At 45.1% G+C, this 17,284-nt stretch carries 15 protein-coding genes; 11 read left to right on the forward strand and 4 right to left on the reverse strand.

Annotated elements, in window-relative coordinates:
* Positions 1-272: 272 nt before the first annotated feature.
* The 3 genes from clcA to cqsA all read left to right on the forward strand — a co-directional run bounded on the left by clcA (position 273) and on the right by cqsA (position 4,159).
* Positions 273-1,676: a H(+)/Cl(-) exchange transporter ClcA gene (gene clcA, locus PG915_RS16410; protein WP_353499501.1), complete on the forward strand. Its 1,404-nt coding sequence runs from the start codon at positions 273-275 to the stop codon at positions 1,674-1,676.
* 190 nt (positions 1,677-1,866) lie between these two features.
* Positions 1,867-2,754, forward strand: a complete 888-nt coding sequence (locus PG915_RS16415; RefSeq protein ID WP_418643004.1) for a TDT family transporter — start codon at positions 1,867-1,869, stop codon at positions 2,752-2,754.
* A 223-nt stretch (positions 2,755-2,977) separates the two neighbouring features.
* Entirely contained in the window at positions 2,978-4,159 is a 1,182-nt protein-coding gene (gene cqsA, locus PG915_RS16420) for an alpha-hydroxyketone-type quorum-sensing autoinducer synthase (RefSeq protein WP_353499503.1), read from the forward strand.
* A gap of 66 nt (positions 4,160-4,225) precedes the next feature.
* On the opposite strand, the gene PG915_RS16425 is transcribed toward cqsA, so the two are convergent.
* Together PG915_RS16425 and folE are read right to left on the reverse strand one after the other, a co-directional pair.
* A complete protein-coding gene (locus PG915_RS16425) occupies positions 4,226-6,274 on the reverse strand; it encodes a response regulator (RefSeq protein ID WP_353499504.1) in 2,049 nt (682 codons plus the stop codon).
* Between the two features lie 196 nt (positions 6,275-6,470).
* Entirely contained in the window at positions 6,471-7,124 is a 654-nt protein-coding gene (gene folE, locus PG915_RS16430; RefSeq protein WP_353499505.1) for a GTP cyclohydrolase I FolE, read from the reverse strand.
* A 204-nt stretch (positions 7,125-7,328) separates the two neighbouring features.
* On the opposite strand from folE, the gene moeA reads away from it, so the two are divergent.
* From moeA to PG915_RS16450, 4 genes are all read left to right on the forward strand, one after another.
* A complete protein-coding gene (moeA, locus tag PG915_RS16435; RefSeq protein ID WP_353500212.1) occupies positions 7,329-8,564 on the forward strand; it encodes a molybdopterin molybdotransferase MoeA in 1,236 nt (411 codons plus the stop codon).
* A 9-nt stretch (positions 8,565-8,573) separates the two neighbouring features.
* Positions 8,574-9,323: a molybdopterin-synthase adenylyltransferase MoeB gene (moeB, locus tag PG915_RS16440; protein ID WP_353499506.1), complete on the forward strand. Its 750-nt coding sequence runs from the start codon at positions 8,574-8,576 to the stop codon at positions 9,321-9,323.
* 32 nt (positions 9,324-9,355) lie between these two features.
* Positions 9,356-9,661 carry a hypothetical protein gene (locus tag PG915_RS16445; protein ID WP_353499507.1) on the forward strand — a complete coding sequence of 102 codons (306 nt, stop codon included), beginning with the start codon at positions 9,356-9,358 and terminating at the stop codon, positions 9,659-9,661.
* Positions 9,662-9,765: 104 nt separating this feature from the next.
* Positions 9,766-10,599, forward strand: coding sequence for a sulfurtransferase (locus PG915_RS16450; RefSeq protein WP_353499508.1), 834 nt, complete (start codon positions 9,766-9,768; stop codon positions 10,597-10,599).
* Positions 10,600-10,688: 89 nt separating this feature from the next.
* On the opposite strand, the gene PG915_RS16455 is transcribed toward PG915_RS16450, so the two are convergent.
* Positions 10,689-11,210, reverse strand: coding sequence for a lactoylglutathione lyase family protein (locus PG915_RS16455; RefSeq protein ID WP_353499509.1), 522 nt, complete (start codon positions 11,208-11,210; stop codon positions 10,689-10,691).
* 105 nt (positions 11,211-11,315) lie between these two features.
* On the opposite strand from PG915_RS16455, the gene PG915_RS16460 reads away from it, so the two are divergent.
* Complete coding sequence (locus tag PG915_RS16460; protein ID WP_353499510.1) at positions 11,316-12,206, forward strand: LysR family transcriptional regulator; 891 nt, start codon at positions 11,316-11,318, stop codon at positions 12,204-12,206.
* On the opposite strand, the gene PG915_RS16465 is transcribed toward PG915_RS16460, so the two are convergent.
* Positions 12,203-13,201: a sugar-binding transcriptional regulator gene (locus PG915_RS16465; protein ID WP_353499511.1), complete on the reverse strand. Its 999-nt coding sequence runs from the start codon at positions 13,199-13,201 to the stop codon at positions 12,203-12,205. The two genes, PG915_RS16460 and PG915_RS16465, sit on opposite strands and share 4 nt — an antisense overlap.
* Positions 13,202-13,640: 439 nt before the next feature.
* On the opposite strand from PG915_RS16465, the gene tal reads away from it, so the two are divergent.
* The 3 genes from tal (at position 13,641) to PG915_RS16480 (ending at position 17,273) form a co-directional block, all read left to right on the forward strand.
* Positions 13,641-14,591: a transaldolase gene (tal, locus tag PG915_RS16470; protein ID WP_353499512.1), complete on the forward strand. Its 951-nt coding sequence runs from the start codon at positions 13,641-13,643 to the stop codon at positions 14,589-14,591.
* Positions 14,592-14,674: 83 nt separating this feature from the next.
* Positions 14,675-16,666 (forward strand): transketolase, encoded by a 1,992-nt coding sequence (gene tkt, locus PG915_RS16475; RefSeq protein ID WP_353499513.1) that lies wholly within the window; start codon positions 14,675-14,677, stop codon positions 16,664-16,666.
* 154 nt (positions 16,667-16,820) lie between these two features.
* Positions 16,821-17,273 (forward strand): hypothetical protein, encoded by a 453-nt coding sequence (locus tag PG915_RS16480; protein WP_353499514.1) that lies wholly within the window; start codon positions 16,821-16,823, stop codon positions 17,271-17,273.
* Positions 17,274-17,284: the final 11 nt, after the last annotated feature.

Raw genomic sequence — 17,284 nt, forward strand, 5'->3', positions numbered from 1 at the left:
AGGTAGGGAATGAGATCCTCCATGTTTGTCGAATATGAACCCTACGATTTAACTATGGTACAAAAATGACTTTTTTCAAGCTGAATACTAAAAATAAGTGGTGCTTTTGAACCTACGTCAAAATGGTCGAGCATTGGTGAAACTTTCCACCAAAGCATAAGAAGTAGTGATAAGTGGAATACTACTTTTCATTCTTGCCACTATTGCCAATTTTGCTAAGTCGTATAATTTTAACCTTGAAGATTCAATCCTCCATACAGGCACTCATCCCTATGACCAAAAGAGAGAAAATAAAACAATCGTTGCTCGCCCGCGTACCAAAAGGAACGATTAATCAGTTTCTCTCTAGCGATAAAACGCCTATCTCGGTATTACTGCTTTCCTGCGTAGTTGGTATCTTGGCCGGGCTCGTCGGTACCTTGTTTGAGATTGGTGTGCACTTTGTCACTGAAACTCGCACTGACTGGCTAAAAGATGAAATCGGTTCTGTACTGCCTCTATGGCTGCTCGCTTTTGTCATTAGCGCATTCTTGGCGTTCATCGGCTATTTTTTGGTGCACAAGTTTGCGCCCGAAGCTGCCGGATCCGGTATTCCCGAAATTGAGGGGGCAATGGACAACATGCGCCCTGTTCGTTGGTGGCGTGTGCTCCCGGTAAAATTCTTCGGCGGCTTAGGTGCCCTGGGTTCCGGAATGGTGTTAGGACGTGAAGGCCCAACGGTTCAAATGGGCGGTAACATTGGTCGTATGGTAACTGACCTTTTCCGAGTTAAAAACGACGATAGTCGACATACCCTTCTCGCCTCTGGCGCAGCCGGTGGTCTTGCAGCCGCTTTCAACGCGCCTCTCGCTGGCATTATGTTTGTTGTGGAAGAAATGCGTCCTCACTTTCGTTACTCGCTTATATCAATCAAAGCGGTACTCATTTCTGCGGTAACCGCTACCATTGTATTCCGCTCCATCAATGGCCAACATGCGGTTATTACAATGCCGCAATATGACTCGCCTGACCTCACTGTCTTATGGTTATTCCTATTGCTCGGTACATTATTTGGTGGCTTTGGGGTCGTGTTCAATCGGCTAGTTACACTGTTTCAGGATATGTTTGTACGTATCCACAAAAACGATCTCAAAAGGTTTCTGTTTACTGGTTCTATGATCGGTGGCAGTTTTGGTTTACTACTTTTATACGTACCTGAACTCACGGGCGGTGGCATTGGCCTAATCCCGGAAATTACCAACGGCAGCTTTAGTGCGGGCATCCTTATTCTTCTGTTTATTGGACGAGTCCTTACCACGCTCATATGCTTTGGTTCTGGGGCTCCTGGGGGAATATTCGCACCTATGTTAGCCCTAGGTACCTCTTTTGGTTATGCGTTTGGTTTAGTCGCACATTCGCTATTTCCTGAGTTGCCTATCGAACCTGGTGTATTTGCTATTGCAGGAATGGGAGCATTATTTGCCGCTACGGTACGTGCCCCTATAACCGGCATTTTGTTGGTGATTGAAATGACCAACAATTACCATCTTATTCTGCCTCTCATCATTACCGGCCTTGGTGCAACGATTGTCGCCCAGATGCTTGGAGGCCAACCAATCTACAGCCAGTTGCTACACAGAACACTAAAAAATGAGAAACTGCGTCAGGAAGATTTGCCGAGAAAAGAAACAAACTAACCTCACAAACTATGGTGATGGTTTCGTCTCTTCAAAAAGCATGTATAATTAGACGGCTAGACTGCTATTTCTAGCTGTCGATTGATATGGATTTTCAAGAGAGCCCGTAGTGACCATCAGCCTTGCTTCATTAAAGCGCCTTACACAGTTTCACAACGTACCGACCTCGCAAGCGTCCCTAGCGCTTGGTATGATTGGTCTTGGTCATGCTTGGGCATTGTATGTTCCGGAGTTTGGGAAAAAGGTGCAGCCAATTTTAGCCTCCATTGGTGCGCTATTACTTCTGCCGGTACTTATTAAATACCTACTCAATAGACATACCTTTTCTGCAGATATTAAACACCCCCTAACAGGCAGCTTAATGGCGCCAATGAGCATGGCTCTGCTCATTTTATGTGACTATTTGGCCGTTATTCTTCCCTTAATAGCTTATCCACTTTGGTTTGCCGCATTAACCTTGCATGTTTGTATGGCCGTGCTGTTTTTCTATTACCAGTTAAAAAACTTTCGCATGTCGAATATAGTACCAAGCTGGTTTCTATATCCAGTGGGGCTAATTAGCAGTTCACTCGCTGGGACCCAATTTGGCCATACGGTTTACTCAGAAACCATCGCGTCTGTTTGTATCACTATTTACTTTTTTATGCTGCCACTGGTGCTTTATCGATTGGTATTTGAGGGTATGCTACCCAAACGTGCGAGGCCTACACTGGCGATCATGGCAGCGCCGATCAACCTCACATTATCTGCATACTTGGTTAACTTTTCCGAGCCCGATCCTATACTCACAGGTGCGCTTGCAGGGATAGCAATAACCATGACGCTACTCATCTATCTTTGCTACATTCGATTATTACGTCTGAAGTTTCAGCCATCTATTGCCGCTATCACGTTTCCGTCTGTGATCAGCTCTATCGCCATGCATCGCTTAACGACTTTCTTTGAAGCTGAGCATCCTCACTGGCATTGGCTGCATAATTTCGGCTTTTTGGAGCTGTCAGTTGCGTCTTTGGCGGTTGCTTGGGTAACGGTGGGGTTTGTAAAAATGTATTGGCCGGAGCTAGTAAGTAAGCATTGATTTTATTTGATACAAATGTCAGAATTTATAAATATTGACACAGTTATCAATCAGTTAGACTCCCAACAAGTATAATCAGAATAAAACTATTCCCACCCAATATAGTTCATTTTGCAACCAGCAACAAATAATAAAATATTCAATAGTGACAGTTATTCTCTAGTCGGCAATAAATAAATGCATCGGCCGACATATGATTCCATTTACATAGAGAATAATTGCTATGCACTTAACAAAGATCAAAAAGACTCTCCCAAGTTTTATTACACAAAAGCATGAGCACTTTATTGCAGATAGGATAAGTTCAAATTCTGAAAACCATCCTGTTGTTTGTGGTGGTCGCCCTTCTGCGACCGATGTTGTGATGCAAACTAACGACTACCTTTGCCTGCACGATCACTCTGAAATTCAACAAGCTCATATTCAAGGGATCCGCGAAACGAACGAAAGCCTCCTGATGTCTGGTGTTTACCTACTTGGTGCAGAAAAAGAAAGCGACTTTGAATCGAAGCTCGCTCGCCATGTTGGCTTCGAAAGCTGTTTAGTGACTCAGTCCGGCTGGACGGCAAACGTGAATTTGCTGCAAGCGATTTGTCAAAAAGACACTAATGTTTACGTCGACTTTTTTGCTCACGCTTCTTTGTGGGAGGGCGCCCGTATTGCAGGCGCAAACGTGCACATGTTTATGCACAACAACATCAAGCACCTTAAACGTCAGATATCTAGAAATGGCAGCGGCATCATTCTTGTCGACTCGATATACAGCACTGTGGGTACTGTTGCACCACTCGTTGACTTAGTATCGCTCGCTTACGAATACGACTGTGCTTTGGTCGTTGATGAGTCTCACTCACTTGGTACTCATGAGCCAAGAGGAGCCGGACTTGTAGCAGAGCTAGGGCTTACAGAACATGTCGACTACATTACAGCTAGTCTTGCAAAAACATATGCTTATCGCGCAGGGGTGATCTTGGCAAATGAAAAAACAAACTACTGCGTCCCAATGGTTGCCTTCCCTGCCATCTTTAGCTCTACCATGCTACCGTACGAGCTAGCACGACTCAGCAAGACGCATGATGTGATTGTCAGCTCTGAAAAAAGGAGAATGTCACTCACGGAGAACGCTGAGTATCTAAATAAGCAATTGCGTACAATTGGATTTGATATTCAAAGTAACTCTCAAATTATAGGCCTAGAAACTGGAGAGGTTGAGAATACAATCAAAGTGAGAAACTTCTTCGAAGAGAACGGAGTGTTTGGTTCAGTCTTTGCACCACCAGCCACACCTAATAATAAACATATACTTCGTCTTTCAATAAATGCTAAGCATACCAAGCAGGATCTCGATAGAGTGATCGAGGTATGCCGATTAGCTTGGAACAATGATGATTTGAACTTCGATTAATATAGAATGCGCCTACAGGTTTGTAGGCGCACCTTTAACTTTGAGGAAATAGTTGACAGAGTTCGATTATAACCAAGTTGCAACTTTATCGATTAACTCATCCTTCGGTGTAGGTTTGACGATATAATCGTTCATACCACTTTGGTTTATCTGTACCACAGTTTCATCACTTTTATCACCTGTGTAGCCTACAATAGGTATCGACGAATATGGCATGTTGGATTCTCTAATTTTCCTAGTCGCAGACAAACCATCCAAGACTGGCATTTCTACATCCATCAGTATTAAATGCACATCCTCTTGATCCAACACTTGAAGGGCAACCTGGCCATTTTCTGCTTGGATGACGTGCAAGCCTTGCTTCTCCAGCACAATACTCGTAATCGAACGCAATGAGTGATTATCATCGACTATCATTACGGTTTTTTTAGTGGATATTTCATTATATGCTGGCTTAGATTCTTCAGTTTCCAATGAGTCAAATAGTAAAAAATCCAATGTCTCTATAGGTCTTCGAATAAAGTCTTCTCGAGCCTTAAGTACAATATTTACATACCTCTGAAAGTAAAGGTTTCTCGTATTCCCCTCTTCGTTGAGAAATACAATTCTAGCCTCTGTGAACCCCAACTTACCCTCTAGCCTAGACATTAATGACCAACCGCTGCGACTGAACTCACCGTCGATTAGGATCAAACTGTACTCAAAGTGATGCTCATCTCGATTACATGCATCTTGTAGACTGACAACTTCAACATCCATTTCATTCGTATACTTCAATCGTTCCAACTCAATGGCGACATCAGATGTCTCTTCACCGATAAACAGTACCGTTTTAGCTTTAATAAGCTCTGTTTTAATGCTGCTCACAGCAGGTGACGAATAATTTGGGAAAAACAGTTCAAATTCAGTCCATTCACCTACTTTAGAGCGACATACAATAGACCCACCAAACGAGCGCATCACTTTTTTACAAAACGATAACCCTAAACCGAACGTGCCATTTTTACCTGTAGTGTAAAAGTCGTCAAAAATGTTCTTTATAAGTTCAGGTTCGATCCCAACACCAGTATCTCTAAACAAAACACTGTGTCCATCATCTATGACTTTTGAACTGATCACTATATTGAACTTACCTACACCTCTATGTCTAAACGAGTTTTTTAGCAGGTTGTAAACCACATACTTTAAAAGTGTATCACTTCCAAAATAATTAAAGTCCTCTCTAATATCAAAGAAAACCAACCTTTTATCCGCCGCATTTTTGTAACTAAAGCTATCTACCGCATTCTCGACAATTGTCTTCGCATTTAGCTTACAAAATGTAGAGGTCGACACTCTGTTCTGGTCTATTGAAGTCAACAACAAGTCGATGGTCTCGTTGCCCGTCCAGATTGCTTTCATCGAGTCATCAATAATATCGTTGAGTATTTGAATTTCTTGGGCGTTCAATTGAAATGTATTTCTATAAGAAGAATTTCCGCTTGGTATGATACTCTTAATAACCTCAAAAGATGATAACAATGCACTTAATGGGTTTCTCATTTCATGCGCAATGCCAGCACCAAAAGACCTTGCGACGGTAAACTTGGCTTCATGTTCAGTCTGGTTTCTAAAATAGAACAAATTGCCAAACAAATAAGTAAAGCCAAAAATCGGAAAATAGACTAAATGCTCAAAAACTTCGATCCCGTTTGGTAAGTTAAAATGTGCTAGAAGAGCTGCAAAAAGTACACATAAAAGCGCTTGCAACATCATAACACGAGTGTCATACACCAAAAGAATATGAAGGAAAATAGATGACATAAAGGATAATACCCAGACATCATTCCATCCGTTCATAAACATCATGTAAGAAAAGAAAAACGGCAAGCAAAAACCGATTGATATTAGATAGTAATAAGGAACCAACTTTTTAAGCCGACTGCTCATCACACCACGGAAAGCCAACACGAAGACCAACAGTGAGCAAACTAACCTCAACCACAAGTTTTCATACGGCTGCGGGTATAGCGTATCCCATACCCAGAAGTAAAAGGGGTAACCAAGCCCACCCATAACAACTACCAAAGTCGTATTCGGCTCAGCATAACTATAGATTTTTTGAATTCTGTTCATTTTAACCTAGCCCAACTATAAGAACAGTTTGCCACGACGTTTTATTCTAGCTTTGTGGTGCGCCTGAGGCCTAACTAGCTAATTTATTAGCAAATCCTTTAGATAATCAATAGTATGAACGAAAAGCAGTGACAAATACAATAACGCCCTCTTAATTTAGAGGGCGTTATTAGCATTTTATTTACATTCGAGAGATTTAGCGCAAACCATGCAAAAATTCATGGCGCGTTGCAGGGTTAGACTTGAAAATTCCACCCAAAGCGGTTGTTGTTGTTTCACTGGTCGCATCCATCACACCGCGTGACTTCACGCAGTAGTGAACGGCGTCCATAGTCACTGCGACATCGTCTGTTTCGAGCAGTGTCTGCAGAGCAACTAAAATTTGTTGTGTCATGCGCTCTTGCACTTGTGGGCGCTGAGCGAAAAATCTGACAATGCGGTTGATCTTCGATAGGCCGATGATTTTACCACGTGGAATATACGCCACTGCTGCTTTACCATCGATGGTCACTAAGTGATGTTCACAAGTGCTGGTCACCGTGATGTCTTTAACACGCACCATTTCACTGACATCCATTTTGTTTTCGATGACGGTGATTTTTGGGAAGTTCTGGTAATCAAGGCCAGAGAAGATTTCGTCCACATACATCTTTGCGATGCGGTGCGGCGTTTCCATCAAGCTGTCATCGGCGAGATCCAACTGAAGGAGAGTTAAGATCTCACGCATATGGTGTTCAATACGTTCTTTCTTTTCTTCTCTCGACACTTCATTTGGCAACATTGGTGTTTCCAAACCGCGCTCTGATAACGCTGCTTTCACCAATTTTGCTGATTCACTTAAACCTGACATCTTACATCCTCGCACTAACTCCCGTAAGGGCAGACAAGGATACTCGGATTTAATATTAATTACACCCACAAATTCCGTATTGCTTTGTAACTGCAATGATTTGTGGTTCAAATAGTCGCTTTTATCCAAAGGGATAAGCCATTCGTCGGCAAAAATGTGTTACAGTCGATAGGTTTTAAAGATTCAATTAGGATGACTTATCTTATGGGTTGCTGCGACGCACCGGGCTTGATGCCTATAGAAGAAGCATTGAATAAAATGCTCACACCAATCACGCCAATTATCGATACCATTACATTGCCACTCGCTGAAGCGCTAGGGTACGTATTGGCAAAAGACATTCGCTCTCCAATTAATGTTCCACCATTTAATAACTCAGCGATGGATGGTTATGCCATTCGCCTTAGTGATTTCGAGCAATCGACCACCATGAAAATGGTAGGAAAATCATTTGCTGGCGCGCCTTTTGAAGGCGAATGGCCAGCACAAACCACCATTCGTATTATGACTGGCGCTCAGATCCCATCAGGCTGTGACGCGGTGATTATGCAAGAAAATACCACCACTGACGGTGACCTCATCACCTTTGATCAGCCAAACATCAAAACCAACATGAACATCCGCCCTACTGGTGATGATATTCGTGCTAATGATGTGGTTTTGAACAAAGGTGCTCGCCTAACTGCGCGTGATATCCCAATGATTGCGACACTTGGCATCAGTCACATCAGCGTTTATCGTAAACCGAAGGTAGCATTTTTCTCCACGGGTGATGAACTCAAACCACTCGGTAGCGAGTTAGAGCCTGGTCAAATCTATGACAGCAACCGCTACGGCATTAAACCACTGATTGAAAACTTTGGCTGCGAAGCCATTGATCTAGGCATTATCCCTGATTGCCAAGAGACATTAAAAACAACCTTTGAGAACGCACAACAAATGGCCGATGTGGTGATCACTTCAGGGGGCGTAAGCGTTGGTGAAGCAGACTACACCAAAGATATTCTCGAAGAGCTCGGACAAATAGGTTTTTGGAAGCTTGCGATAAAGCCAGGCAAACCTTTTGCGTTTGGCGAACTTGATACTGCATGGTTCTGTGGCCTTCCTGGTAATCCTGTATCAGCTGTACTTACCATGTATGTTTTGGTTCAGCCTCTGCTGGCTAAGTTGGGTGGTAACAGCGAATGGAAAGCGCCGGAATCTATCCCAGCTATCACTCGTAGCGCATTCAAGAAAGCGCCGGGACGCACCGATTATCAGCGTGGTATCTATCGTATTGAAAATGGTCAGTTTGTTGTGGAAACGACCGGCAACCAAAGCTCTGGTGCATTCCGATCAATGAGTCTAGCCAATTGCTTTGTCGTGTTAGAGCGCGAGCGCGGCTCAGTAGAAGTTGGTGAGACTGTACAAATCCAATTATTCAATCCAACACTGTTCTAAGAGGTGATTTTGGATATTCTTTCTGATGAAGAGATGCTTCGCTACAACCGTCAAATTATTCTAAAAAACTTTGATTTTGACGGCCAAGAAGCGCTCAAGCAATCTTCTATCCTTATCATCGGTGCTGGCGGCCTCGGCTGTGCTGCCAGCCAATATCTTGCAGCAGCGGGCGTTGGCGCTTTGACCTTGGTAGATGATGATGTGGTCGAGCTATCGAACTTGCAGCGCCAAGTACTGCATCATGACGCTAGCATCGGACTGAAGAAAGTGGACTCAGCAAGGCAAGCGTTGTTGAAGCTCAACCCTCATCTCGTCGTTCACACCTTTGATAAGCGTTTGAGCGATGACGATCTTGAAGCGCAAATCATCAAACATACGCTTGTGCTAGACGCGACGGACAACGTGGAAACACGCAACCAACTTAATCGTCTGTGTTATCGACATAAAATCCCTTTGGTGTGCGGCGCGGCAATTCGTATGGAAGGACAAATTTCTGTCTTTACCTATCAAGACAGCGCTCAACCGTGCTATTGCTGTTTGAGCGCGTTGTTTGGAGAAACCAGCCTAAGCTGTGTTGAAGCAGGTGTGATGTCGCCTATTGTCGGGATCATTGGTGCAACCCAAGCACTGGAAGCCATCAAGGTCATTGCCAACTATGGGACACCGAAAGTCGCTAAGTTGATGCTATTTGATGGACTCACAGTAAGCTGGCGCGAGATGGGACTGCCTAAATCTAAACAATGCCCTGTTTGTAGCTGATTCTATTCGACACCAACAAAGGAGTACATCGCATGAAACCATTCGCCATCGCGTTTATCCTTCTTCTTGCTGGCGTAAGCCTCTTGTTGGTGTTACTTAAGGTAACCAGCCCTGATATCGACGGCACAGTCACTGCAACTGTACAAAACCATGTTCTTACTCAATCTCTTGATGGCAATCGTCACTATATGGTGGTGAAGCTCGCCGATGGCTCAACTACAAGATTGGTTACCAACCAAAACTCCTTATGCCCTATCGGCTCACAAGTCGAGCTCAACGTTACCTCTTCTTTGGGTAAGACCAACACCTACCAACTTGGGCAGTGCTTGCCACGCTGACCATGTTCACACTTCAGTTTGTACCAAGAAAGCGGGTATAGACATCGCCGCGATTAGCCTGCATCCTAAAAACAAGGATTAAAACAATAATAAGGAAGTGGCTTATGACCAACACTCTCGTCTCTCCCCAATGGCTTCACTCACAACTTGCCGCCAACCCTAACACCATCATTCTTGATGCTAGTATTGAATTTCAAATTCCTCTAGAGCCGCAAAAGGACAAAAGCGGCGTGATACCAGGGGCACAGCGCTTTGACTATGATACGGTATTTTGCGACCCAGACGCCACGCTCCCACACATGATGCCAACGGCTGAGCGTTTTAATGCTCTTGCGTCTGATCTAGGAATACAGTCCTCTAGCGCCATCGTCGTGTATGACAACTCCGGGACGTTTGCATCACCACGTGCTTGGTGGATGTTAAAGTCATTAGGTATTGAGAAGGTGTACGTTCTTTCTGGCGGCCTTCCGGCATGGAAAGAGTCTGGGTACGAAGTAGATAGTGACTATTCAACACCACAGCCTGCCGAGCTGTCTCAATCACTCGACAGCCACTATTTTTTATCGGCAGAGCAAGTATTAGATCACGCGCAAAAGCGCAATGCTCGCATCGTCGATGCTCGCTCTTTGGCTCGTTTTAAGGGAGAAACTCCAGAGCCTAGAGAAGGCGTACGCAGCGGCCACATTCCTAGCGCAGTCTGTTTGCCATTTGCCGAACTTATGGAAGGCGGTACATTAAAGCCTCAGGAAGAGTTAGCACCTCTGTTTGCATCCATCAGTGGCAGTAAACGCGAGCATTTAGTGTTCAGTTGTGGCTCAGGTGTAACGGCATGCATTCTAGCTCTTGGTGCTTATATTTGTGGGTACACCAACTTGTCAGTCTATGATGGCTCGTGGACGGAATGGGGACAAAGAACCGACTTACCGTTAGAGGTGTAATTACCGTTCTTGGGAGCAATGATCATTGTAGCGCCGCCCATCAAGGGCGGCGCTTTTGTTCACTAAACACACCAAATGTTGATGCTCAATCAGCCCGTGTAAGCACCACTCGAATAGTGCAGCTCGTAACTGTGCGAATAGATTTCAAGGATATTACCAAACGGGTCTTCCATATAGATCATGCGATACGGTTTTTCCCCCGGATAGTAATAGCGCGGCTCCTTCATGCGGCGCTTGCCACCTGCAGCGACAATTTTCTCAGCGAGCCCTTCCACATCCGGGTCTTGTACACAGAAGTGGAAAATACCCGTTTTCCAGTACTCAAAGTTATCTTCTGGGTTTTCCTGGTTATCAAATTGAAACAGTTCGACGCCTATGCGATCGCCCGTCGACATATGTGCAATGCGAAAATGGTTCCACCCTTCGCCAAATACATCGGTACACATGACGCCTATGGCAGAGTCGTCTTCGTTGACATCGGTTGGGGGCATAATTAAGTACCAGCCCAAAACCTCGGTATAAAACTTCACGGCAGCTTCCAAATCGGGAACCGATATTCCAATGTGACTAAAAGTACGTGGATAAGTGTGGTTGGTATTGGGTGACGTCATGAGTGGTGTCCCTCTCTCGCTGAGAATAAGATACTTCTGATGGATTCGTCGTTATTTATCATATACTCTTCAAGCAATAAGGATTTGTTATCAAATGTAGAGTGTATGATTAACACAACTTGGCTTAACACGTTTAAAACTCTAGTAGAGATTGGTCACTTTACCCAAACGGCCGAAAAGCTATTTATGACTCAACCAGGTGTTAGCCAGCACATCAAAAAGCTTGAAACTAGTCTCAAAGCCGAGTTAATCACTCGGGAAGGGAAAACCTTTGAGCTAACCGAGCAAGGCCGGCTGGTGTACGACTATGCGTGTGATTTAGCTAAGCGAGAGGTTTCACTATTTGAAAAGCTCAAATACGATGATCCTGAATCAGGGAGTCTCAGCTTTTCAGCTTCTGGTGCGATAAGCACGGCGCTTTATCCAAAACTTCTTCATCTTCAGACTCAATACCCAAGCTTGAGAGTGAACATCGAAGCCGCTCCTAATCGACGCGTCATAGAAAGTGTCGCCAACGGCAGCATAGACTCTGGCATTGTTACTGCCGTACCACAGCACCCTGATCTCTCCGCAGAGCACTTAGGAGAACTGGAATTGTGTCTGATTGGTTCAAAGTCTTCAGTCTCGAAATTCAGCCCACGAGAGGCATTAGAGCAGTTAGGTGTTATCGACCACCCTGATGCTCAGTACTATTTGCAAAAGTTAATTGATCAAAGTGGACTTGCAGAATTAGAAGGTGCCGAATGGCAAGACTTTCGAAAAGTTAGCTATATCAATCAGCACAGTCAGATCTTGCAACCTGTCGCAATGGGAATTGGCGTCACCGTATTGCCCAAGGTCGCTATCGAATATTCAGAGTATAAAGATAAGGTGGATGTCTGGCAGACAGCGGAGCTCGTGAGTGAGCCCCTATACTTTGTGCAGAAGAAACGTAAACGGCTAGCCGCGCGATATTCATTTCTGCTTGATGTCATTAAAGAGACGGAGTTTTCCTAATCCTGTTGAGGGCTGTCTGGCAGACTTAGCATCTGTTCGTCAAGGTTAAGCACTGTCAGTGCGTTGCTTACGCTTGTTGCAACAACATCGACGACACCTGTGCGTAACGCACCAAGCAGTGCCATTGGCTTACTGTTTTCAGACGCAATCGCGATCACTTCTGAAATCCGGCGAAACTCTTCAAGCCCCAATCCGATTACGCGGTCACTCATTACAGTGTTGGCCGCTCTTCCTTGAATATCGAAAAAATCATAGCCAGCGAAATCACCAACAACGCCCTGATTCAAACGAGACTGAACCACTTCGTCCGTCGTAAACCAGCCCAAATCCACCATGTAACTATTTTCGCTCATGTCACCGACACCGACCACAGCGACATCCGCTTTGCGCGCTAAGTCCAGTGTCTGCTTGACGGTAGCGTTCTGCATGAAGGCCATTTTCTGATCGCGGTTTTCGGCATAAGCGGGCGCATAAAGCGTCTCGGAACTACCGCCATACTTTTTTGCTAATTGACGACAGATATGGTCTGCGTTGAAGCGTCCTCCTCTCGGGTGGATACCACCGATACCACAAACAAATTTGCAATCACGAGGCGCGATAACCCCCATATGATGAGCAACTGCCGACACATTTCGGCCTTGCCCTACCGTGACAACCGTGCCACCTCGAAGAGTTTGAGCCAAATAGTTAGATACCAAGCCACCCACCTGCATGCGCTGTGACTCTTCATCCGGTTGGTCTAGTGCAATCAGTGCGCGTTTAACACCAAAACGTTCAATGAGTCGCTGTTCAATCTTGGCACTGTAGACCGGGTGATACTTAACCGTGATTTCAACGATACCTTCATCCCTAGCCTGTTTAAGTAAACGGCCAATCTTTGCACGAGAAACACCAAACTTCTTCGATATCTCCTCTTGTGTCGCCCCGTCTTGATAGTAGGCCACCGCAATTTCGGTCAGTAAGTCATTGCTGGTTTCGTTGTTGTCATTCTTCATCGATGCATACACCACAAGGATTTTATAAAAATGAGCATTGGCTCATGGCTCAATCATATGCTCAGACATATTGACACCATATCATTCGCTCACCTTCATTACAATTTCTCAGCGGATTTTTTCGCCACTCACACTAAGCCAGAGCCCTTACGTTTATTATCTTTGCTCCACAAATTTGTGCGAACCTGCAAAAACCGAAAATAACCCTAGTAATAACAAATTTTGTACTAGTATTTGGTTGACTTTAATCGTGCATAGCGTAAATATGACTTCAACATTTACTCACGAGTGATGCAAATGTTCAGGCAATTGTAGACCCTCGTGACCAAGCAGTCTTTTAGCGGTGTTGGGGATTAAGTGAATCTTTGAACCGCTGTTTAACATTTGTATTTCGAGGCTAAGTCTCAAATTCTCTGCCCTCTAGAATAGGAACGAACCGATGAGCAATAAATTAGAGCAACTTCGCAAACTAACTACTGTTGTTGCAGACACTGGCGATATCGAAGCGATTCGCAAGTACCAACCACAAGACGCAACGACAAACCCTTCTCTGATTTTAAAAGCGGCGCAGATTGAAGAATACGCACCTCTTATCGACCAAGCTATCGAGTACGCGAAATCTCAAAGCGACAACAAAGCACAGCAAGTACAAGACACTTGCGACATGCTAGCGGTTAACATCGGTAAAGAAATTCTTAAAACTATCCCAGGTCGTATCTCAACGGAAGTTGATGCTCGTCTTTCTTACGATATGGAAGGCAGCGTAGCGAAAGCACGTCAGCTAATGAAAATGTACAACGATGCAGGTATCGCAAACGACCGCATCCTTATCAAGCTGGCTTCTACTTGGGAAGGCATCCGCGCTGCAGAGATCTTGGAAAAAGAAGGCATCAACTGTAACCTAACGCTTCTATTCTCATTTGCTCAAGCTCGTGCATGTGCTGAAGCTGGCGTTTTCCTTATCTCTCCTTTCGTTGGCCGCATCATGGACTGGTATAAAGCGAAAGAAGGTCGTGACTTCGAAGCATCAGAAGATCCAGGCGTGATCTCTGTAGCGGGTATCTACAACTACTACAAAGACCATGGCTACAACACTGTAGTAATGGGTGCGAGCTTCCGTAACACAGGTGAAATCCTAGAGCTTGCTGGTTGTGACCGTCTAACTATCAGCCCACAACTGCTTGCTGAGCTAGAAGAAGCACAAGGCGAAGTAGTAGAGAAGCTTGTCGACTCTAAAGGCTCAAAAGAGCGTCCTGCTGCAATGACTCACGCTGAGTTCCTATGGGAGCACAACCAAGACCCAATGGCGGTAGAGAAGCTAGCAGAAGGCATCCGTAACTTCGCTATCGACCAAGGTAAACTTGAGGCGATGATTGAAGCTAAGCTTTAATCCACATCATTTTCTAGAGGGGAACGTTTGCGTTCCCCTCTTCAATTTTCTCTCTTTATAATCAATTTTTTTCGGAATGTATTATGGATCGTAAACATCTCGCTAATGCTATCCGTGCTCTAAGCATGGACGGCGTTCAACAAGCTAACTCTGGTCACCCTGGCGCGCCTATGGGCATGGCTGACATCGCTGAAGTACTTTGGCGTTCACACCTAAACCATAACCCATCAAACCCAGAGTGGGCTGACCGCGACCGTTTCGTGCTTTCAAACGGCCATGGTTCTATGCTGATCTACTCGTTGCTTCATCTGACAGGCTATGCACTACCGATCGAAGAGCTAAAGAACTTCCGTCAGCTGCACTCGAAAACACCGGGTCACCCAGAATACGGTTACGCACCTGGTATCGAAACAACGACCGGCCCTCTTGGTCAAGGCATCACAAACGCTGTAGGTATGGCGCTGGCGGAGAAAACACTAGCGGCTCAGTTCAACAAAGACGGCCACGACATCGTCGACCACTATACCTATGCATTCATGGGTGATGGCTGTTTGATGGAAGGGATCTCTCACGAAGCATGTTCTCTTGCCGGTACACTAGGCCTTGGCAAGCTCATCGCGTTCTGGGATGACAACGGCATCTCTATCGATGGTGAAGTGGAAGGTTGGTTCTCAGACGATACACCTAAACGTTTTGAAGCATACGGCTGGCATGTTATTCCAGCAGTAGATGGTCACGATTCTGATGCTATCAATGCAGCGATTGAAGCTGCTAAAGCAGATCCACGCCCCACTCTTATCTGTACAAAAACCATCATCGGTTTTGGTTCACCAAACAAATCAGGTTCACACGACTGTCACGGTGCACCGCTAGGCGCTGACGAAATTGCAGCAACACGTAAAGAGCTTGGCTGGGAGTACGGTCCTTTTGAAATTCCAACGGACATCTATGCGCAGTGGGATGCGAAAGAAGCGGGCGCAACTAAAGAAGCTGCGTGGAACGAGAAATTTGCAGCGTATGAAGCAGCCTACCCAGAGTTGGCATCTGAATTCAAACGCCGTGTAAATGGCGAACTACCCGCTGAGTGGGACGAAAAAGCAACACAAATCATTGCTGACCTTCAAGCAAACCCTGCGAACATTGCATCTCGTAAAGCGTCTCAAAACGCACTAGAAGCGTTTGGCGCAATGCTGCCAGAGTTCCTTGGTGGCTCTGCTGACCTTGCTCCGTCTAACCTAACCATGTGGTCTGGTTCTAAGTCTCTCACTGCTGAAGACGCATCTGGTAACTACATCCACTATGGTGTTCGTGAGTTCGGTATGACGGCTATCATGAACGGTATTGCGTTGCACGGTGGCTTTGTACCTTACGGTGCAACCTTCCTAATGTTCATGGAATATGCGCGTAATGCAATGCGTATGGCAGCGCTAATGAAAGTGCAAAACATCCAGGTTTACACTCACGACTCTATCGGTCTGGGTGAAGATGGTCCAACGCACCAACCTGTTGAGCAAATCGCATCACTTCGCCTAACGCCAAACATGAGCACATGGCGTCCATGTGACCAAGTTGAGTCAGCAGTAGCATGGAAATTTGCAATTGAGCGTAAAGACGGTCCTACGTCGCTTATTTTCTCTCGCCAAAACCTAGCGCAACAAGAGCGTGACGCACAGCAAGTGGCTGACATCGCAAAAGGTGCTTACGTGCTGAAAGATTGTGAAGGGACCCCTGAGCTAATTCTTATCGCAACAGGTTCTGAGGTTGAGCTAGCGGTTAACGCGGCAGCTGAGCTTTCTGCAGAAGGCAAGAAAGTACGCGTGGTCTCTATGCCAGCAACGGATTTGTTCGACAAGCAAGACGAAACATACCGTGAGTCTGTACTGCCTTCGAGCGTGACTGCACGTGTTGCAATTGAAGCGGGTATTGCCGATTTCTGGTACAAGTACGTTGGCTTTGGTGGCAAGATCGTTGGTATGACTACCTTTGGTGAGTCTGCGCCTGCAGGTGAACTCTTTAAGATGTTTGGCTTCACTACCGAAAATGTCGTGAGCACCGCGAAAACAGTTCTCAAATAAATAGTCGTTTTAGCGTCAACCGTTAAACATAAGTTTAGCCGAGTCCCCATGGGACTCGGCTTTTTCATTGCTAATTTTCGACGCGTTTTCCCTTGACGCGACAAAACGCGATCCTAGACTTTTCTTATAGTCAATTACAAGGGGAAATATACTCATGACTCGATGGATCACACTTCTTCTGGCTTCATTCATATTCACAGTTAATGCTGCTCAACTTAGCTTTGTCAGCAATGGTATCACTATTAACACACTGTCGGACCAAGACTTTTCAGAGCTCCCACAAACAGAGATCGCCACGGAGTTACCATGGATAGAAGGAGTGACGACATTTTCTGGTGTTCAAGTGGCAGATATTTTCAATCACATGAAGACTCCAATACCTGAATCGATTACCTTGGTAGCTTTAAATGATTACCAAATTGAAGTTGCGATTGAGGATATCAAAAACTACCAACCTATTATCGCCAACAGAAAGAATGGCCAAATAATGCCCGTACGAGATAAAGGACCATTCTGGCTTATCTTCCCTTTAACCGACTACCCAGAGATTAACAATACCGATTACCACGCAAAGATGATTTGGCAACTTAAAGAAGTAAGATACTAATGCGTTTCGGA

Origin of the sequence: Vibrio sp. CB1-14, assembly GCF_040412085.2 — a bacterium.
Classification (GTDB): domain Bacteria; phylum Pseudomonadota; class Gammaproteobacteria; order Enterobacterales; family Vibrionaceae; genus Vibrio; species Vibrio chaetopteri.

What these genes read in the sequence shown, in the direction of transcription:
- cqsA (WP_353499503.1), top strand. Translation starts at nt 2,978, where the DNA reads ATGCACTTAACAAAGATCAAAAAGACTCTCCCAAGTTTTATTACACAA.
- PG915_RS16465 (WP_353499511.1), bottom strand. Translation starts at nt 13,201, where the DNA reads ATGAAGAATGACAACAACGAAACCAGCAATGACTTACTGACCGAAATT.
- moeA (WP_353500212.1), top strand. Translation starts at nt 7,329, where the DNA reads ATGGGTTGCTGCGACGCACCGGGCTTGATGCCTATAGAAGAAGCATTG.
- PG915_RS16415 (WP_418643004.1), top strand. Translation starts at nt 1,867, where the DNA reads ATGATTGGTCTTGGTCATGCTTGGGCATTGTATGTTCCGGAGTTTGGG.
- tal (WP_353499512.1), top strand. Translation starts at nt 13,641, where the DNA reads ATGAGCAATAAATTAGAGCAACTTCGCAAACTAACTACTGTTGTTGCA.
- tkt (WP_353499513.1), top strand. Translation starts at nt 14,675, where the DNA reads ATGGATCGTAAACATCTCGCTAATGCTATCCGTGCTCTAAGCATGGAC.
- PG915_RS16480 (WP_353499514.1), top strand. Translation starts at nt 16,821, where the DNA reads ATGACTCGATGGATCACACTTCTTCTGGCTTCATTCATATTCACAGTT.
- PG915_RS16455 (WP_353499509.1), bottom strand. Translation starts at nt 11,210, where the DNA reads ATGACGTCACCCAATACCAACCACACTTATCCACGTACTTTTAGTCAC.
- PG915_RS16445 (WP_353499507.1), top strand. Translation starts at nt 9,356, where the DNA reads ATGAAACCATTCGCCATCGCGTTTATCCTTCTTCTTGCTGGCGTAAGC.
- PG915_RS16425 (WP_353499504.1), bottom strand. Translation starts at nt 6,274, where the DNA reads ATGAACAGAATTCAAAAAATCTATAGTTATGCTGAGCCGAATACGACT.
- folE (WP_353499505.1), bottom strand. Translation starts at nt 7,124, where the DNA reads ATGTCAGGTTTAAGTGAATCAGCAAAATTGGTGAAAGCAGCGTTATCA.
- PG915_RS16460 (WP_353499510.1), top strand. Translation starts at nt 11,316, where the DNA reads ATGATTAACACAACTTGGCTTAACACGTTTAAAACTCTAGTAGAGATT.
- PG915_RS16450 (WP_353499508.1), top strand. Translation starts at nt 9,766, where the DNA reads ATGACCAACACTCTCGTCTCTCCCCAATGGCTTCACTCACAACTTGCC.
- clcA (WP_353499501.1), top strand. Translation starts at nt 273, where the DNA reads ATGACCAAAAGAGAGAAAATAAAACAATCGTTGCTCGCCCGCGTACCA.